The sequence below is a fragment of the Paenibacillus taichungensis genome, assembly GCF_003287275.1.
GTDB classification, from domain to species: domain Bacteria; phylum Bacillota; class Bacilli; order Paenibacillales; family Paenibacillaceae; genus Paenibacillus; species Paenibacillus taichungensis_A.
Window position 1 is genome coordinate 855,781 of the sequence record NZ_QEVW01000005.1, and the last position, 16,035, is coordinate 871,815.

16 protein-coding genes are annotated in these 16,035 nt (G+C 45.7%); 13 read left to right on the forward strand and 3 right to left on the reverse strand.

Annotated elements, in window-relative coordinates:
* Positions 1–97: 97 nt before the first annotated feature.
* The 4 genes from DC345_RS09000 (at position 98) to DC345_RS09015 (ending at position 4,197) form a co-directional block, all read left to right on the forward strand.
* Entirely contained in the window at positions 98–919 is an 822-nt protein-coding gene (locus DC345_RS09000; RefSeq protein ID WP_181586526.1) for a YitT family protein, read from the forward strand.
* A gap of 175 nt (positions 920–1,094) precedes the next feature.
* On the forward strand, positions 1,095–1,283 hold the full coding sequence (locus tag DC345_RS09005) for a hypothetical protein (RefSeq protein WP_029880762.1): 189 nt from the start codon (positions 1,095–1,097) through the stop codon (positions 1,281–1,283).
* Between the two features lie 160 nt (positions 1,284–1,443).
* Positions 1,444–2,625: a putative glycoside hydrolase gene (locus DC345_RS09010; RefSeq protein ID WP_113052780.1), complete on the forward strand. Its 1,182-nt coding sequence runs from the start codon at positions 1,444–1,446 to the stop codon at positions 2,623–2,625.
* Between the two features lie 210 nt (positions 2,626–2,835).
* Positions 2,836–4,197: an MATE family efflux transporter gene (locus tag DC345_RS09015; RefSeq protein ID WP_113052877.1), complete on the forward strand. Its 1,362-nt coding sequence runs from the start codon at positions 2,836–2,838 to the stop codon at positions 4,195–4,197.
* Between the two features lie 79 nt (positions 4,198–4,276).
* Here DC345_RS09015 and pfkA read toward each other — a convergent pair whose 3' ends face one another.
* Together pfkA and DC345_RS09025 are read right to left on the reverse strand one after the other, a co-directional pair.
* Positions 4,277–5,248: a 6-phosphofructokinase gene (gene pfkA, locus DC345_RS09020; RefSeq protein ID WP_076292040.1), complete on the reverse strand. Its 972-nt coding sequence runs from the start codon at positions 5,246–5,248 to the stop codon at positions 4,277–4,279.
* 54 nt (positions 5,249–5,302) lie between these two features.
* On the reverse strand, positions 5,303–6,382 hold the full coding sequence (locus tag DC345_RS09025; RefSeq protein ID WP_181586527.1) for a tetraprenyl-beta-curcumene synthase family protein: 1,080 nt from the start codon (positions 6,380–6,382) through the stop codon (positions 5,303–5,305).
* A gap of 305 nt (positions 6,383–6,687) precedes the next feature.
* Here DC345_RS09025 and DC345_RS09030 point away from each other — a divergent pair, with 305 nt between their 5' ends.
* The 6 genes from DC345_RS09030 to DC345_RS09055 all read left to right on the forward strand — a co-directional run bounded on the left by DC345_RS09030 (position 6,688) and on the right by DC345_RS09055 (position 13,046).
* Positions 6,688–6,969: a hypothetical protein gene (locus tag DC345_RS09030; protein WP_113052781.1), complete on the forward strand. Its 282-nt coding sequence runs from the start codon at positions 6,688–6,690 to the stop codon at positions 6,967–6,969.
* Between the two features lie 77 nt (positions 6,970–7,046).
* Positions 7,047–7,661 (forward strand): class F sortase, encoded by a 615-nt coding sequence (locus tag DC345_RS09035; RefSeq protein WP_113052782.1) that lies wholly within the window; start codon positions 7,047–7,049, stop codon positions 7,659–7,661.
* 286 nt (positions 7,662–7,947) lie between these two features.
* Positions 7,948–8,781, forward strand: coding sequence for an amidase domain-containing protein (locus DC345_RS09040; protein ID WP_258530591.1), 834 nt, complete (start codon positions 7,948–7,950; stop codon positions 8,779–8,781).
* Between the two features lie 83 nt (positions 8,782–8,864).
* Positions 8,865–10,334 carry an oligosaccharide flippase family protein gene (locus DC345_RS09045; RefSeq protein WP_113052783.1) on the forward strand — a complete coding sequence of 490 codons (1,470 nt, stop codon included), beginning with the start codon at positions 8,865–8,867 and terminating at the stop codon, positions 10,332–10,334.
* 164 nt (positions 10,335–10,498) lie between these two features.
* The gene (locus DC345_RS09050; RefSeq protein ID WP_113052784.1) at positions 10,499–11,839 is read left to right on the forward strand and encodes a multi antimicrobial extrusion protein MatE; all 1,341 of its coding nucleotides are present in this window, start codon (positions 10,499–10,501) and stop codon (positions 11,837–11,839) included.
* A 37-nt stretch (positions 11,840–11,876) separates the two neighbouring features.
* Positions 11,877–13,046 carry an MFS transporter gene (locus DC345_RS09055; RefSeq protein ID WP_113052785.1) on the forward strand — a complete coding sequence of 390 codons (1,170 nt, stop codon included), beginning with the start codon at positions 11,877–11,879 and terminating at the stop codon, positions 13,044–13,046.
* A gap of 149 nt (positions 13,047–13,195) precedes the next feature.
* On the opposite strand, the gene DC345_RS09060 is transcribed toward DC345_RS09055, so the two are convergent.
* Positions 13,196–13,393 carry a cold shock domain-containing protein gene (locus DC345_RS09060; RefSeq protein WP_017689394.1) on the reverse strand — a complete coding sequence of 66 codons (198 nt, stop codon included), beginning with the start codon at positions 13,391–13,393 and terminating at the stop codon, positions 13,196–13,198.
* A gap of 163 nt (positions 13,394–13,556) precedes the next feature.
* On the opposite strand from DC345_RS09060, the gene DC345_RS09065 reads away from it, so the two are divergent.
* From DC345_RS09065 to pepF, 3 genes are all read left to right on the forward strand, one after another.
* Complete coding sequence (locus tag DC345_RS09065; RefSeq protein ID WP_024629225.1) at positions 13,557–13,790, forward strand: hypothetical protein; 234 nt, start codon at positions 13,557–13,559, stop codon at positions 13,788–13,790.
* 3 nt (positions 13,791–13,793) lie between these two features.
* Positions 13,794–13,979 (forward strand): hypothetical protein, encoded by a 186-nt coding sequence (locus DC345_RS09070; RefSeq protein ID WP_024629224.1) that lies wholly within the window; start codon positions 13,794–13,796, stop codon positions 13,977–13,979.
* A 200-nt stretch (positions 13,980–14,179) separates the two neighbouring features.
* Positions 14,180–15,970 (forward strand): oligoendopeptidase F, encoded by a 1,791-nt coding sequence (gene pepF, locus DC345_RS09075; protein WP_113052786.1) that lies wholly within the window; start codon positions 14,180–14,182, stop codon positions 15,968–15,970.
* Positions 15,971–16,035 lie beyond the last annotated feature (65 nt).

The window sequence follows — 16,035 nt, forward strand, 5'->3', positions numbered from 1 at the left end:
AAAAGTTTCCTACTCAAGAATATCCACAAATCATTATATCACAAAACAATTCAAGATTACCAGCAATCTGGTTTTAAATATAAATGAGGTGATTAAATTGCCCAAAATGGTTTGGCACTGTTTAGTGATCGTATTGGGTGCTGCAGCTATTGCCTGCGGCTTCAACTGGTTTTTGGTTCCCCATCAGCTTCTCAGCGGCGGGGTATCCGGTATTTCCATGCTTCTCGGCTATTTTACGAATTTGAATCTTAGTATAATGTATTTTGTTCTAAACATTCCTCTGCTCATTGCAGGTTGGTTTATTCTTGGACGACGTTTCATTACATTAAGTATTGTTTCGGTAGCAGCCACTTCATGGTTCATCGGGCTTCTGCCTGTTTTTGCTGTGGCAACAGATCCCCTTCTGAGCTGTGTTTTTGGCGGTGTTTTAGTGGGATTAGGTACAGGAGTTTCCTTCCGAGTCGGCGGCTCGACGGGCGGGCTCGACATTGTTGGTTCCATTTTCACCCGTAATCGTGATTTCCCGATTGGTACGGTAATGGCTGGCATGAACGGAGCCATTATTATGCTAGCAGGGTATCTGAATGATGACTGGAACATCGCGCTTGCCTCCATGGTATCGATCTATATCACAGGCAAAGTGCTGGATCTGATTCACATCAGCCATGTCAAAGTCACCTTGTACATCATTACCAATGAAACCGAAGCGATGTTGAAAAAATTGCTTGTTCGCCCTCGTGGGGTCACCAAAATCAAAACCCAGGGAGCATATACAGACATCGAAAAGGACATGTTAATGACAGTGACTACTCGCTACGAACTCGTTGAAATCAAACGAATTATCAAGGAAACGGATCCGAACGCTTTTGTTAATATTGTGGAAACGGTTGGAGTTATGGGCTCTTTCCGCCGAAGTTGAGACAGATGTACGGTTAACAATTCTAAACATTGTGGTATAATAACGGTGTACGGCTCCTAAATATGTTGTATAGCAGGATGTACCCTTCAATTTCACAGAACCATGTGCTTTTCCGAATCGCGCCGAATGACTTACCATTTTGGAATTCGAGTAGGGAAGGGTGATTATTGTGGATATGGAAACGGTAAAACTGTTTGAAATCGTCAACAGATGGTGCCCGGAAATGCTCCCTTTCTTAAAACCGAATGAGCTCGACTCACTGATTGTTCTCCGGGATGGGCTGGGCATCCTGGAACAGGGAGACGCAATGGAAATCATTCAGTACAGTATTTGTGAGCATCAAAATGAGATTTACATTCAATAATTTTTTTAGATTGATCACGCCGCTTCTTGTGGGGGTTACCCTCAACAGGAAGCGGTTTTCATTTTTCCCATGTGTTTCATCCCTTGAATAATATGGTTAAAAGCCCAGAGGCTTTATTGTATAATTCAAACATGGAATGCACATAGGGGAGTGGAAATGAATGAACCTGTTTTGGGCTTTACTGGCTATGGCGTGGGGAACCTTCAGTGGTACACCAGCTACTGCGGATCAAGGGAATCAACCTTTTCAATCATTAACGAACAGTTTCAACACGGCCATCATTCAATCTCAAAAAGATCAGATCGTTATTGATGCGGATAACCCGCCTGCCAAAATTGACCCACAGCCTGATGCACCCGTTGTCAAAGGCATTTATGTGACGGCTTACAGCGCCGGTGGCGCACGCATGACATCATTACTCGATCTAATGGATAACACAGAGCTCAATTCCATGGTCATTGATATCAAAGACGATCTTGGATACATAACTTACCCTACGGAGAACAAGACGTTACAGAAAATGGGCAAATCTCAGCCTTTTATCCGTGATATGGATGCCTTGATGAAACGTCTGCAAAAACATGATGTATACCCGATCGCACGAGTCGTTGTATTCAAGGATACAATTCTCGCCAAAAAAAATCCGGAGCTCTCTTTCCGCAACAAGGACGGTTCTGTATGGGCCAATGGCAAAGGCGACAGCTTCGTGAATCCCTACAGCAAGGAAGTATGGGATTACAACATAGAGATCGCCAAGGAAGCTGCTAAATTGGGATTTAAAGAAATTCAGTTCGACTATGTTCGTTTTCCGGAAGGTTTTGAAACACGTGCAGACGCATTAAAATACACTAAGTCTGACAAGTCCCGGGTCGACATTGTAGCCGAATTCGTGCAGTATGCACGCAAGGAGCTGGCACCGCTGGGTGTCCGAGTCTCGGTTGATATATTCGGTTACGCGGCCTCAGTACCCGCAGCCGAAGGTATTGGACAGGATTTTGTGAAAATATCTGAAAACGTGGATGTCATCTCACCGATGGTTTACCCAAGTCACTACTCCACCGGCTGGTACGGTGTGAAGGACCCAGACAAAGATCCCTATACAACCATCAAAGGCTCCATGAAAGATACACATAAGAAACTTGATCCAATCAAAGAGCTAAAACCCGTTATCCGCCCATGGATTCAGGACTTTACCGCAAGCTGGCTAGGCAGTGGACATTACATCAAATACGGCAAAAAACAGGTAGAGGACCAAATTCGTGCGATGAAGGACATGAATGTGAATGAGTACCTGCTCTGGAATGCGTCCAATCGGTATACGCCAGACGTAAACTATAAATAATGCACTCTTATTTTTGTTCAGTTTACTCCAATAACCTCGTTCCGTCCTCATCTGGAGCGAGGTTTTTTACTACTCTCTTAACCTTACCTTCCGCACAACCACATCCCCCCCTCCCTATTCAAATCGCTCAAAATCCACTACAATAAATAGCTGTCCGTACATGACAGTTTAGTGATAACTCTTAAGAATAGTGAGGCACTGCCAGTGAACATGACCACCACCAGTTTTTCTCAAAAAGTAAAGCAATTTCTGATTATATTTTTACCCATCTTTACAACACAAATTGCCCTATCTGCGATGTCGTTTTTCGATACGAATATGTCAGGCAAGTTCTCCCCGGCTGATCTCGCGGGTGTTGCCATTGGCACAAGTCTGTGGTTGCCGGTGCAAACAGGACTAAGTGGTATACTGATTGGCATTACACCTGTCGTCTCCCACCTGCTCGGCTCAAAGCGTAACGACAAGATCGGTCATAGTGTCATTCAAGCCTTATATCTCGGTGTGGCGGTCGGAATCGTCGTTCTTGCAGCAGGCACATTGCTGCTTAGTCCGATTCTAAACGGAATGCCATTGGAGCCGCGGGTTGCCCAAGTCGCCTTCTATTTTCTGTGTGCTTTGGCTTTTGGGGTTATCCCTCTTTTCGGCTACACTGTGCTGCGCAGTTTTATGGATGCACTGGGCCAGACACGGATCACCATGATGATTACGCTGGTTTCGCTGCCTGTAAACATCTTTCTGAACTATTTGCTTATCTTTGGACGCTGGGGCTTTCCCCAACTGGGAGGTGTCGGAGCAGGGGTGGCCACTGCAAGTACATATTGGCTCATTTTTCTCCTCAGCCTCTTTTTCGTACACCGGATTGAGCCCTTTGCCCAATATGGGATTTTTCGAAAAATGCCCAAAATTTCATTGAACAAATGGAAAGAGCTGCTCAAGATCGGCGTTCCCATCGGTTTCGCTACTTTTTTTGAAACCTCTATCTTTGCAGCAGTCACATTATTAATGAGCCGGTTCGACACCATTACGATTGCTGCACACCAGGCGGCCCTGAATTTCGCTTCTACGCTGTATATGCTGCCTGTGAGCATATGTATGGCCCTTACGATTCTTGTCGGCTATGAGGCAGGTGCAGGGCGTGTGAGAGATGCAAAGCAATACAGTCTCCTTGGTATCGGAGGTGCCATTGGGCTTTCTCTGTTAACCGCTGTGGTATTACTGGTATTCGGGGAACAAATTGCGGGCGTGTACTCGAATGATCGTGAAGTTATTGCTTTGACACAGCATTTCCTGATTTACGCCATCTTCTTTCAAATCTCTGATGCCATTGCCACCCCAACACAGGGAGCACTTCGGGGCTACAAAGACGTGAATCCTGCATTGATTATAACGTTTGTTGCGTACTGGATCATCGGTCTACCTGTCGGCTACATCACGGCTACGTATACCTCACTCGGTGCATTTGGATACTGGGTTGGACTCATTACTGGCCTCGCCGTTGGAGCAACAGCGCTTCTCTGGAGATTGTTCCTTGTGCAGAAACAAGCATCGGTACGTTTGGCTGAAAATAAATAATGGAAATATAACAAAAAGAGCACAGCCCGTGATAAAACGGGCTGTGCTCCTTTGATTTTAACTTTTGGTGATGACTTGATTATTGGGACAAACGCTGTGCAAGCTGGTAAGTCTCCATATCGAAGTCTTTTTTGGTATTAACAACTTTATCAATGTCGGTCAGGGTCAGCTCACCCTTGATAATACCGCAACCTTTGTCTGTCTCTCCTGCGATCAGACTGCGTACGGCGAAATCTCCCAAACGACTGGCAAGGTTACGGTCAAACGGAGTTGGCGTACCTCCACGCTGAATGTGACCCAAGACAGTTACACGTGGCTCATATGTTGGGCAGCGTTCCATCAGTTCTTTCGCTACATCCTCACCTTTACCCACACCTTCAGCAACGATGATGATACTGTGGCGTTTGCCATGTGCAAAGTTGGCTTTCATGCGATCTGCCACTTCGTCCATGTCAAACGGAACTTCCGGTACAAGAATTGTTTCTGCACCCGAAGCGAGTCCTGCATGTAAAGCGATATCGCCACAGTGACGACCCATGACTTCAACGATGGAAGAACGTTCGTGTGAAGACATGGTATCGCGCAATTTGTTAACTGCATCTACTACTACGCTTACTGCTGTATCGAATCCGATCGTGTAATCGGTGAAAGAAACGTCATTATCAATCGTTCCCGGAAGACCCATCGTGTTGATGCCCAACTTGCTCAGTTTGTTGGCGCCGTTATATGAACCGTCCCCACCAATAACAACCAGGCCGTCAATGCCGCGTGCACGCAGAATGTCTGCACCTTTTTGCTGACCTTCAGCGGTATAGAATTCCTTACAGCGTGCCGATTGCAGAACCGTTCCCCCACGCTGGATGATATCCCCTACACTCCGCAAGTCCATTGGGAAAATATCGTTATTCAAAAGACCCTGGTATCCACGTTGAACCCCGTACACTTCGAGACCGTGAAACAGTCCGCTGCGAACAACCGCACGAACAGCCGCGTTCATCCCTTGTGAATCACCACCGCTCGTTAAAACTGCGATTTTCTTTACTGCTGTCATGATGTTTCTTCCTCCTCTAGTTTCACTTCAGGCTCCCACCAAATCACGCCTGACTTACATATGCTTACGAATCCAGCGGCTAAAGATAAAGAAAAATACTCTTGTCATCGGACTATTCTTCATCAAACGCTTGGAAACGACGCGAACTTCCTGCTGTTCGCTGACTTTGGGATCAGACAGGTAAATGGCAAGCAGTCCTTCGATAATCATCCGGTGGAACGAACTTCCCGGAATCTTCTGCACATCACTGCGGGCCATCTCCACAATAAAAGCAATTCGGTCCAGCATTGTCTCCACATTCTCATAATAATTGCAGAAGTTGAGATCTCCTCCGATACGATCTTCATCCTGATCGATTAAATAATCGAGCATGATGTGCAGTGCGCATACATGAGGAAAATAGGCAGTGTGGATCGAAGCCGCCTGCTCTTCTGTCAGCTGTTCATCACTCGCAGCCAGAAACAGCATGAATACGCCCAGCGTAGAGCCGGTTGCGGCGGCAAATTCGTTCCAACGGAACTGAGGTGTGCGGTGGCGATGTTCCGACCACCATTCCAGCAATGCTGTTTCTCTCAGTTCCGGCTTGATGTGCTTATATACCTGCAGGTCCGTGTATAGGCCTGCCAGATCCTGAATTTGAGGCTTGGCGGATGCATAACCTGGCAGCTGACGAGTCAGCTCCTGACATGAGGTAACCAGATTCCTTAGGTATCCACCATCATCCTGCTCCTCACGGAGCGCGTAATAATTGACAGGGGTTGCTTCGGGATCTACCGCATCAAGCATAGATTGATGGAGAAGCCGAAAGTCATTCGGGTCCATCGATGTACTGCGATCACACAGATTGTCCAAATAATCACTAATAGTCTGATATGAAACGATCAGTGGAATCAGAATGTGCCTGTTCGGCAAATCAGGTAAAGCATAAACGGTCCCGCCTTCGCAGTGGAACTGCTTGTCCCTGAGACTGGCCAGTGCCTGGTTGCGCAATTCCTCATTCGGAATTTTTTCAGCTTGGGCACGCCATCCATCCAATTCCTTCCGCGTTTCCGGAATGGTGTATTTGTACACCCCTCTCATCAATGCCAACGGTCCACGCGGATATTGATGACGATTTCGATTTGATTGGCTCAAAATAAATGTGCCTCCACTTGGTTGAATACGTATTAGAGCGATTTTTAACCAATCCTATTATAATATGATCCCCTTAATTGTACAAATGATCTCCCGCATAATCACAGCAAAAAATCACATTCGTGAACAACTTTTTGCAAAATCACTCATCACCCATTTGCGTCACTCGTAATTCAACTTTACAACATTCACGATTGACATGGACTACTTCCACAATAGCTGTCAAAAAATACAATCCATAATCATGCGCGACTCGGGGATATTAAATTCTGCATTGCAAATTACCCACAAGGAGGAATTCAAGTATGAATAAAGCAACCATTGTTTCTCTATCTGCTTGCCTAATGCTGGCTGTATCCGGTGCATCTGGTGCATCTGCATCCGCTGCAACTGAACCAATGCACAAAATGGAGAAATCCATACACAAAGCAGAGCATAAAGCAGAACACAAGATGCACATGAAATCGCATAAAGGCAAGGAACACAAGCTACATCAGGAATCCGTCAGCAAAGAGCATAAAATCCATGCGAAAAGCGTTACACCAAAAGCCCTTCCCAAAACAGGATATGGCGGTGTAAGCGAGTAAAAAAAGTAACAAGAGAAAAGAAAAAAGCTATTTTCTTTTCTCTTGTTCTTTAATTTATTAATAAGGATGAGAAGCGCATGAAAAACTACACTTCATTAGCCGCTATTGTCATTTATGTAATTATCATGTCCCTGATCTTATCTCCAGCACATGGCTTGAAGGAACAGACCGCTTTCCGAATAACAGCTCTTAACGATCACATTGGTGCTGGTACCGAGATAAAAACAAAGATTCGCCAAACCATGGTCATGAAGAAGCCGGTCCGTTTATGCATTCCATCGGTTCATTTGAGTACTTCAATTATTCCTATTCATCTTTCAGAGGATGGACAACTGAAAGCACCCAAGTCCAGTGAGGTGGCAGGCTTATATGCAGATGGAGTTTTGCCGGGAGAAAACGGAAATGCAATTGTTGCCGGTCATGTGGACAACTACACAGGTCCAGCCATATTCTACCCACTCAAACATCTGAAACCAGGTGCTTTTGTTTTTTTGTTTGACCAGAACAACCAATATATGAAATACGAGGTCCTGGAGGTTCAATCTTATTATACGCAAGAAGCTCCTTTGGACAAAATATTTGGTGACAGCCCTGAAAAACAGTTGAATCTGATCACATGTACTGGAAAGTACGATCGCAGAAAAAAAGAGCACGAAAAGCGTCTCGTCGTGTATACCCGATGGGTTGAATAACATTTAAGAGGAGATAACCATGTATAAATGGATAATCATACTCCTGGTTAGCTGTTTGTTTATGAATATGCAACAAATAAGGCCTGTCGAGGCTTCTTCCATCCCAACAGAACGTGAAATCACTCAACATCTTGAATCCCTTTTTTCAGAAAGATCGAAATACTTAGCCGCACAAAATAATAATATGGACCGCTATTATGATATTAAATCTCCCTTGAGCCGTCACGCTCACACCATGGAAGTCAATCGCAAAACCTATCTTCATGCATGGGCTGATCATCGTAACATGAAAATTACCGATGTACTGTCCAAAATCCATATCTCCAAAATTCGTCTTAGAGATAACACGGCAACCGTTTCTTTGGGGCATTCGCAGCAGATCTCATACGCCTATAATGACCAGTTATCATCAACCCATTCGTTTGGACTCGGAACGTGGCATGCGGTCACACTGAAAAAAATGAATGATCAATGGATCGTTTGGAAGGAATGGTACCTCGATCCTCTGGAAGAAAACCCTAGTATGATTGCAAAGGGAATGCCTTCTCCACCGCCCCATCGTCCTGTACTGAAGGACGGCAAGAATTACAAACGAAAACAAGCGGTTGCCTACGCAAACAAATATGCGGGGATCGCTTGGAGAGTGAACGATAATGTCAGATATAATGCCAAATATAAAAATTACAATAATCTCGGGGGCGACTGTACCAATTTTGCTTCCCAGGCTCTTGGAGACCAGGCGGAAGGCGGCGGGTTACCGATGAAAGGCGCGTGGAGATACCATTTTCCCAAGGGTGGCACCAGAACATGGGTACAAACGGATGCATTCAAAAATTTCATTCTGTATTCCGGGTATGGGAAACGAATTGCGACAGAATCTTTTTCGAAGCTGGTGGAAAAAACAGAGACTCACCCCCACGGGTCAATAGGCGAGCTCGCGGCTGGCGATCTGATTGCCCATGTCATGCATAACGATGTAGACCATTTCTCCATAGTTACCGGATTCGATCAACGCGGCTATCCTCTCGTCAATTCCCACACTGCCGACCGATTTCAGGCGCCGTTTGACTTGGGCTGGGACAATAAAACAAAGTATATCCTCATTCATATTCGGGACTGATCGCAGCACAACACACATACTTGCCCTCCTTTGCTCATATAAATGTTGGACAAGATGTGTTTGTGTTGGATGGAGTGAACTGGATGAACATCTCTCCCGGTCTCAAGCAGACGGGTATTCGTATCGGTGCTGTCTCTCTGGTCAAAGTGATAGGTCTGACCGGACGTATCATCCTTACCCGCATGGCGGGGCCTGAAGGTATAGGATTATTTCAGATCGCCTATTCCTATTTTGGCTTCATACTTATGCTAATAACAGGAGGGATTCCTACCTCCCTGGGTATGTACACCGCCAGACAGCCAGCAAATGGCTGGTTCTGGTTCAAGCGATTGTCCATCCTGCTCTCGCTTATTGGTGCAACCCTCAGTTTACTTACCCTCGCCTATTCCTCAACCATCTCCACATGGTTAGGTAATCCAGTTCTGGAGCCGTTTTTGCGCTCATTGTCCCTTGCTATACTCGTCGTACCTCTTCTAAGCCTGCTGCGGGGGTATATGCAAGGTCTTGAATATTACGGCGCCATTGCTGTCTCGGAGGTAATGGAGCAAGCGGTTCGGATCGGTCTGATGCTAGGTATCACCTGGCTGTGGCTTCCTGAAGGTGTAATGTATGCAGTGGGGAGAAGTTTGATTGGAACAGCAATGGGCGGGATTGTCGCTTTTGTTATGCTGCTTCTTTTCTTGCGCCATACCGGTCAAAAGAATGAAATAGATTGTGTTCCCATAGAGAGATCGGACGGCTCTTGGTTTATTAAGAGCTCCATAGTCATTTCCCTCACACGGCTACTGATTCCGTTCTCCGATATGCTTGATGCGGTCATTATCCCTTCTCGATTGCAAACCGCTGGCTATACCTCCACACAAGCCACTGCAATGTACGGTCTTCTTATGGGTATGGCCATGCTGGTAGTTTATATGCCTACCATTGTAACCGCGGCCATATCACATACCCTGACCATGAAGCTGGCTCTCTCCTGGAAGGAGCTTCGTTATAATTATTTTGCCAAGAAAAGCCGACTAACCATGGAAATAGTGTGGATTTGGGGACTGACCTCCAGCTCCTTTTTATGGATTTTCAACCGCGACCTAGCACAGCTCATGTTCCATTCTACACAAGTCGCAGAGCTGATTCGCTGGTTAAGCATCATCCCTCTGCTTGTCGGACTTCGGGAAATTTCCACTAGTATATTATGGGCACAGGATAACAAAAGAGTCAGTCTGATCGGAACGGCAATCGGCATTACTGCGGCTTCCCTCTCCCACTACTTCCTGATTCCTCTCGACGGATTTCACCTTAAAGGTGCAGTGGCGGGTGTCATACTAATGGAACTTATTATCATGTCTGGAAATTTGATTGGATTAAAAGATACGCTAAAAGACATCCGGATTGGTACTTTGGCTATTCATGTCTTAGTTGTGTTGATAATTTCAGCGTTAGCAACAAGACCCGCCCTTCCTGTAAACTGGGGAGACTACGCGATTCTTCCAAACATTTTGCTGTTTTTTGTGTTAAATGGCAGCTATATGATGATCCACTATCGTCTGAAAAGCTAATCCCATCTATTTACATCAACTCCCTACAAGAATATAATGTCTATAATCTTTCAAAAGTATCGGAACCTTTTTGACCCGCTGGCATTCAATTGCTGGCGGGCATCTCTTTTATGTAAGCATCATCTTATACTTACCTTAATTCATCCATCAAAGGAGTCGTTGACATGACGTCTAGTGAACCGCTCTCGTGGAGACGGTTATTTGCTTTTTTTGTGCCGCTCGGCATTTCCGCTTCTCTTGTTACCATTTCTCATGTAATCATTAACAGTACACTCGCACGTTCCGCTCATCCCGAGACGGTCATTGCTAGCTACGCGATCGCTGGTAGCCTGCTAACCCTCACCGAGCGCCCTTCAACCCTACTGCGTCAAACCTGTTCGGCGCTGGTTCGGGACCGCCTTTCCTTTCAGGCCCTCACGTTTGTGACCAAAATCTTTCTCGCTTGTGTACTTCTGATCGGATTTCTCATCGTATATTCTCCCATTGGTACAGGTGTATTCAAATATCTGTTTGGCGTAAGCCCGGATCTGTTATCCAAAGTAATCGACGTCTACGAGATTCTCATGTATGTCAGCATCTTTTCGGTCATCCGCAATATCTATCAGGGCATCATTATTACGAATAACCGTACGAAATGGCTGACAATCGGCATGTTATTTCGCCTTGCTGGCATGTATGGCTTATCCTTGTATTTCATATATACTGACAGCATTGACAGCGGACGTGTAGGCGCTATCATTTTTGCCGCAGGTATGATGATTGAGACTTTGGTCAGTTTTCTTGAAGGTAACAGCATCAAACGCAAGATGCCAGCCAAGCTGGAAGATCATCCTGTTGAAAACAAGGCAGACGTCTTTCGCTTTTACAAACCGCTGTTATTATCCAGTTTTGTGGCCCTGTTTATCGGACCCGTCATTAATATCGTACTTGGCAAAACGACCGGGATTACTCTGGCCATCTCTTCCTTTGCCGTTGCAAGTAGTCTGATGCAGCTGATGCTAAGCTTTTTTACATACATCCACCAAATCGTGCTGAATTTCTATCTTGTTGATGCCAAACTGGTGAAGAAGTTCGCACTGGTCACCGGATTTGTTCCTTTTGCCATGACCGTATCGATTGCCTACACCCCACTTGGACCGTGGGTATTGGAAAATGTAATGAGCGTTCAGGGCAATCTGCTACAGCAAAGTTTGTGGACACTGCGTGCGTTTGTACTCTTTCCGCTGATTTCACCTTTTCTCGACTTCAGCAATGGTTTGATTCTTCTTCGCGGACAGACCAAAACGATGTTTCGCTCCCAGACGGCCAATGCCATATGTACGGTGATTGTTCTGCTCATACTGGTCAGCATATTCCCTGCGTGGAACGGCATGATCGGTGCAGTGGCTCAATCCCTCGGCCTGCTTGCCGAGCTTGTCATTGTCTGGCTTGTCATCCGGCGTACGCAGAAGGAACCTAGCATGTCTGTACACTCATCGGGGAAATCATCTTCCCTCAAGGGATAATAAATTTGAACTGTAATCAAGAATGGAGCCTTTCATCATGAAATCAAGTCATACCGCCCGGCCAGATCAAAACTGGCTGCGGGCACTCATGTTCACCATCTTCGGTTCCACCGTTCTGGTGGTATCGTATTTCCAGCTTTATTTCAGTCATCTGGGATTCAGTCGGGCTGAAATCGGTTACCTCTACGGAATTGGTCCTCTCGTCTCCGTATTCTCCAATATGTTCTGGAGTATGGCGAGTGACCGATACAAAACCGTGCGCAAAGTGATGATCATCCTGCTTGCCGGGCAACTGATCACTGGTGTCATGCTTGCCAATGCCACAACCTTTGGTCAGGTGTTTGTACTGGTGACCCTGTTTTACTTTTTCTACTACCCGGTTTATCCACTTTCGGATACGATGGCGATTACAACCGCAAGCAAGTATGGACGAAATTTCACTTCCATTCGTGTATTTGGCTCGATTGGATATGCGTTCTTTGCGTTAAGCATTGGATATTTTCTCGGATCTTTCGGACCGGGATGGACGATGTGGGTATGTATCGCACTGGCGGCGACTACTCTCCTGATCGGTTTTCGATTAAAAGATCAGCCTTCGGGCAACAGCACTAAAATGGATCTTTCGGGACTATGGTCCATCTTGAAAAGAAGGGATGTTCTCACCTTTTTCGGCTGCGTTTTCCTGCTCGCTCTGGGTCACCGGATGAATGAAGCTTTTCTCACCATTACGCTGAAAGACCTAGGTGCCAGTGAAGGACTGATCGGGTGGTCCCTGTTAATCTCTTCGGTCAGTGAGATTCCAGTGTTTTTGCTGCTAAGCAGATACGGCAATCGCTACAAAGAACTTCCTTTGCTGACGATCGCTGCGCTGATGTATACGATTCGCTTATTTCTGATGTCCATCTCGGATACACCCGCAGCGGTCGTTGCCATTCAGACGATGCACAGCGTGACCTTTGGCATCTTCTACGTGACTGCAGTCCGTTATATTACCCGCCTTGTCCCGGATGGTTATCGTGCCACTGGTATGGCCCTGTTCACTATTGTGTGGTCCAGCGCTTCCGGTCTGCTCAGCGGAACGCTGGGAGGATTGCTGCTGGAGCACACCAACAGAAACACCTTCTATCTCACTGCGATGGCGTTTTCCCTGGCCGCACTTGTTGGATTTTGCATGAAACTTTGGTCAAGCATGACTAGCCGCGCATAAGCATCCAAAAAGTGATTTCCCTTATGGAACTCAACATATCAAAACGTATCAAAAAAAGCACAGTCTCCCATGGGGGGGACTGTGCTTGGGTTCGTATATTCAGCTAGAAGCCAATCATTTATAAGAAATCCGTATGACCGGAAATATTCTTACAATTTGTTTACGTTAGCTGCTTGAGGACCACGGTTTCCATCAGTGATTTCGAATTCTACCGCTTGACCTTCTTCCAATGTTTTAAAGCCGTCGCCTTGAATTGCGGAGAAATGTACGAATACGTCCTCGCCGCCTTCAACTGAAATAAAGCCATAGCCTTTTTCTGCGTTAAACCATTTAACTGTACCTTTCAAATGAACAACCTCCTAAAAATATCGCCATCTATGGCGAATACCCTCATTATACTGTATGACCTTCTACATTGCAATTTATCTTTTCCATAAAAGTCGAAAAAATTTGCTTTGAATCCAAGGGTACGGTATCATTTTACCAAAACCGTTAGTTTGGAGACTACCTATGATAAAAAAACATGAAATATACAAAACAGACAAGTGGAATATGATGACCGTAGAAGTTCAAGGCAAATATCTGGTGCTTCGTGAAATCTCGGAAGAATGGGGCGAAGAATGCCATACCTTCCTCAGTCGTCCTGCGTTGATGCATTGGGCTGAACGCCGCTTCCCGAAAGAAGATTTCGAGAACCGAGAGGACGAATGGCGTCAACTGATGGCTGCCTTCAAAGGAGTCTAGCCTATGCAGCTTGACTCAAGCAATGTCGTCATCTTTATTATTCTTGCTTTTTCCTTAGGAATCGTGCTGATTCTGGGACGCAACTCCATCCCGGATCGTCTAAGACGGGGCATGGCTCTGATTGCCACCCTGCTGATTTGTTTCGCATTTTTCCTGATCGTTTACTTTTTGGTCAATATGGGAGCCTAGCTTCTTCAAATATTTCAATGCCCCTCAGGTCATACTATACGGGATTATTCGTATAGTGAGGAGGAAGGCCGTTGAAATACCGCAAATCGCTGTTCATTCTGCTGGTACTTAGTCTGATTCCTTCGTCTCTCTCCGCACAAGCGAGTGGGACGAAGGCAGCTTCGTCTATATATTCATCACTTCATCAAAGGAGGATTCCCATGAGTCAACTATTGAAACGTTCCGAGGTACCTACTGAACAAACCTGGAAACTGGAAGATCTATTCGCCGATCAGAAAGCTTGGGATCAGGAATATGAAGAAGTATCGTCTTTGACTAAGAAAGCCTCCGAATTCCAAGGCAAACTGAACAAACCTGAGACACTCAAAAGCTGTTTTGAACTCGAAGATGAGATCAGTCTCAAAACCGAACGCCTCTTTGTGTATGCACGGATGCATCAAGATGAAGACACAGCTAATCCTACATATCAAAACCTGTCCCAAAAAGCACAAAAGTTAAGCGTGCAGGTTGGTGAAGCACTATCTTATGTTACACCCGAAATCTTGTCCCTTCCGGATGATCAGTTGGATGCCCTCATCTCCAACGAGAAACTCTCTGCCTATAAGTTCACATTGGAAGAGATGAAACGCGAAAAGGCTCATGTACTGAGCCAAGCCGAGGAAGCATTGCTCGCACAGGTGGGCAACCTGTCCCAGGCACCACAGACCATCTTTAGCATGTTGAACAACGCCGATCTCAAGTTCCCGAAAATTAAGGATGAGCATGGAAACGAAGTGGAACTGACTCATGGCAGCTATATTCAGTTCTTGGAAAATCCGAATCGGGAAGTTCGCGAACGTGCCTTCAAAGCGGTGTATGAAACCTATGGCAAGCAAAAGAACACCATTGCTGCAGCTCTGAACGCTAACGTAACTAAAAACATGTTTTATGCCGATGTTCGGAAATACCCTTCCGTCATGGAGATGTCCCTTTATGGCGACAACATTCCGAAGGATGTCTATACCAATCTTGTGGATACGATTCATGAGAGCCTTCCGCTCTTACACCGTTATATGGACCTGCGCAAAAAATTGCTCGGCGTAGATAAGTTGCATATGTATGACCTTTTCGCTCCACTGGTGGATGAATACAAAATGGACATTACCTACGAGGAAGCAAAACAAACGGTTAAAGATGGCTTGAAGCCGCTTGGCAAGGATTATGCAGACGCATTGCAGGCCGGTTACGATGATCGCTGGATTGATGTATACGAAAATGAGAATAAACGTTCAGGCGCATACAGCTGGGGAGCATACGGCACACACCCTTACGTCTTGTTGAATCACAAAGATAACCTGAATAGCATGTTTACACTGGCACATGAAATGGGCCACGCACTGCATTCCCACTATTCAGACACTACACTTCCGTATCGTGATGCACAGTACACCATTTTCCTGGCTGAGGTTGCATCTACAACGAATGAAGCCTTGTTGATGGATTATCTGCTCAATAAATCGACAGATCCGAAGGAAAAGCTATACTTGCTGACGTATTATGCAGATCAGTTCCGTACCACGGTCTTCCGTCAAACGATGTTTGCAGAATTCGAAAAAATCATTCACGAGCGTGCTGAACAGGGTGAAGCTCTCACACCTCAGCTGCTTTCCGAGATTTATTATGACCTTAATGTCAAATACCATGGAGACAGTATGGTTGTGGACAAAGATATTGAAATGGAATGGGCGCGTATTCCCCACTTCTATAACAGCTTCTACGTGTACAAATATGCGACCGGCTTCTCAGCAGCGACCAGTTTTTCCAAGCAAATTCTGGAAGAAGGGCAACCTGCCGTGGACCGGTATCTTGGATTCCTTAAGAGCGGTGGCAGTGACTATTCCATCAACATCCTGAAAAAAGCAGGAGTGGATATGTCTACGCCAGAGCCGATTCGCGAAGCTATGAGTGTGTTCAAGGAACTGATTGAGCAAATGGAACAACTAACGAAATAAGGTTGCTTTCTCGTCCATGTGACCTGTGTCCCTTGCCCATTCGGGCAAGGGATTTTATAATCAAG

What these genes read in the sequence shown, in the direction of transcription:
- DC345_RS09005 (WP_029880762.1), top strand. Translation starts at nt 1,095, where the DNA reads ATGGAAACGGTAAAACTGTTTGAAATCGTCAACAGATGGTGCCCGGAA.
- DC345_RS09010 (WP_113052780.1), top strand. Translation starts at nt 1,444, where the DNA reads ATGAACCTGTTTTGGGCTTTACTGGCTATGGCGTGGGGAACCTTCAGT.
- DC345_RS09015 (WP_113052877.1), top strand. Translation starts at nt 2,836, where the DNA reads ATGACCACCACCAGTTTTTCTCAAAAAGTAAAGCAATTTCTGATTATA.
- pfkA (WP_076292040.1), bottom strand. Translation starts at nt 5,248, where the DNA reads ATGACAGCAGTAAAGAAAATCGCAGTTTTAACGAGCGGTGGTGATTCA.
- DC345_RS09030 (WP_113052781.1), top strand. Translation starts at nt 6,688, where the DNA reads ATGAATAAAGCAACCATTGTTTCTCTATCTGCTTGCCTAATGCTGGCT.
- DC345_RS09035 (WP_113052782.1), top strand. Translation starts at nt 7,047, where the DNA reads ATGAAAAACTACACTTCATTAGCCGCTATTGTCATTTATGTAATTATC.
- DC345_RS09040 (WP_258530591.1), top strand. Translation starts at nt 7,948, where the DNA reads ATGAAAATTACCGATGTACTGTCCAAAATCCATATCTCCAAAATTCGT.
- DC345_RS09045 (WP_113052783.1), top strand. Translation starts at nt 8,865, where the DNA reads ATGAACATCTCTCCCGGTCTCAAGCAGACGGGTATTCGTATCGGTGCT.
- DC345_RS09050 (WP_113052784.1), top strand. Translation starts at nt 10,499, where the DNA reads ATGACGTCTAGTGAACCGCTCTCGTGGAGACGGTTATTTGCTTTTTTT.
- DC345_RS09055 (WP_113052785.1), top strand. Translation starts at nt 11,877, where the DNA reads ATGAAATCAAGTCATACCGCCCGGCCAGATCAAAACTGGCTGCGGGCA.
- DC345_RS09065 (WP_024629225.1), top strand. Translation starts at nt 13,557, where the DNA reads ATGATAAAAAAACATGAAATATACAAAACAGACAAGTGGAATATGATG.
- DC345_RS09070 (WP_024629224.1), top strand. Translation starts at nt 13,794, where the DNA reads ATGCAGCTTGACTCAAGCAATGTCGTCATCTTTATTATTCTTGCTTTT.
- pepF (WP_113052786.1), top strand. Translation starts at nt 14,180, where the DNA reads ATGAGTCAACTATTGAAACGTTCCGAGGTACCTACTGAACAAACCTGG.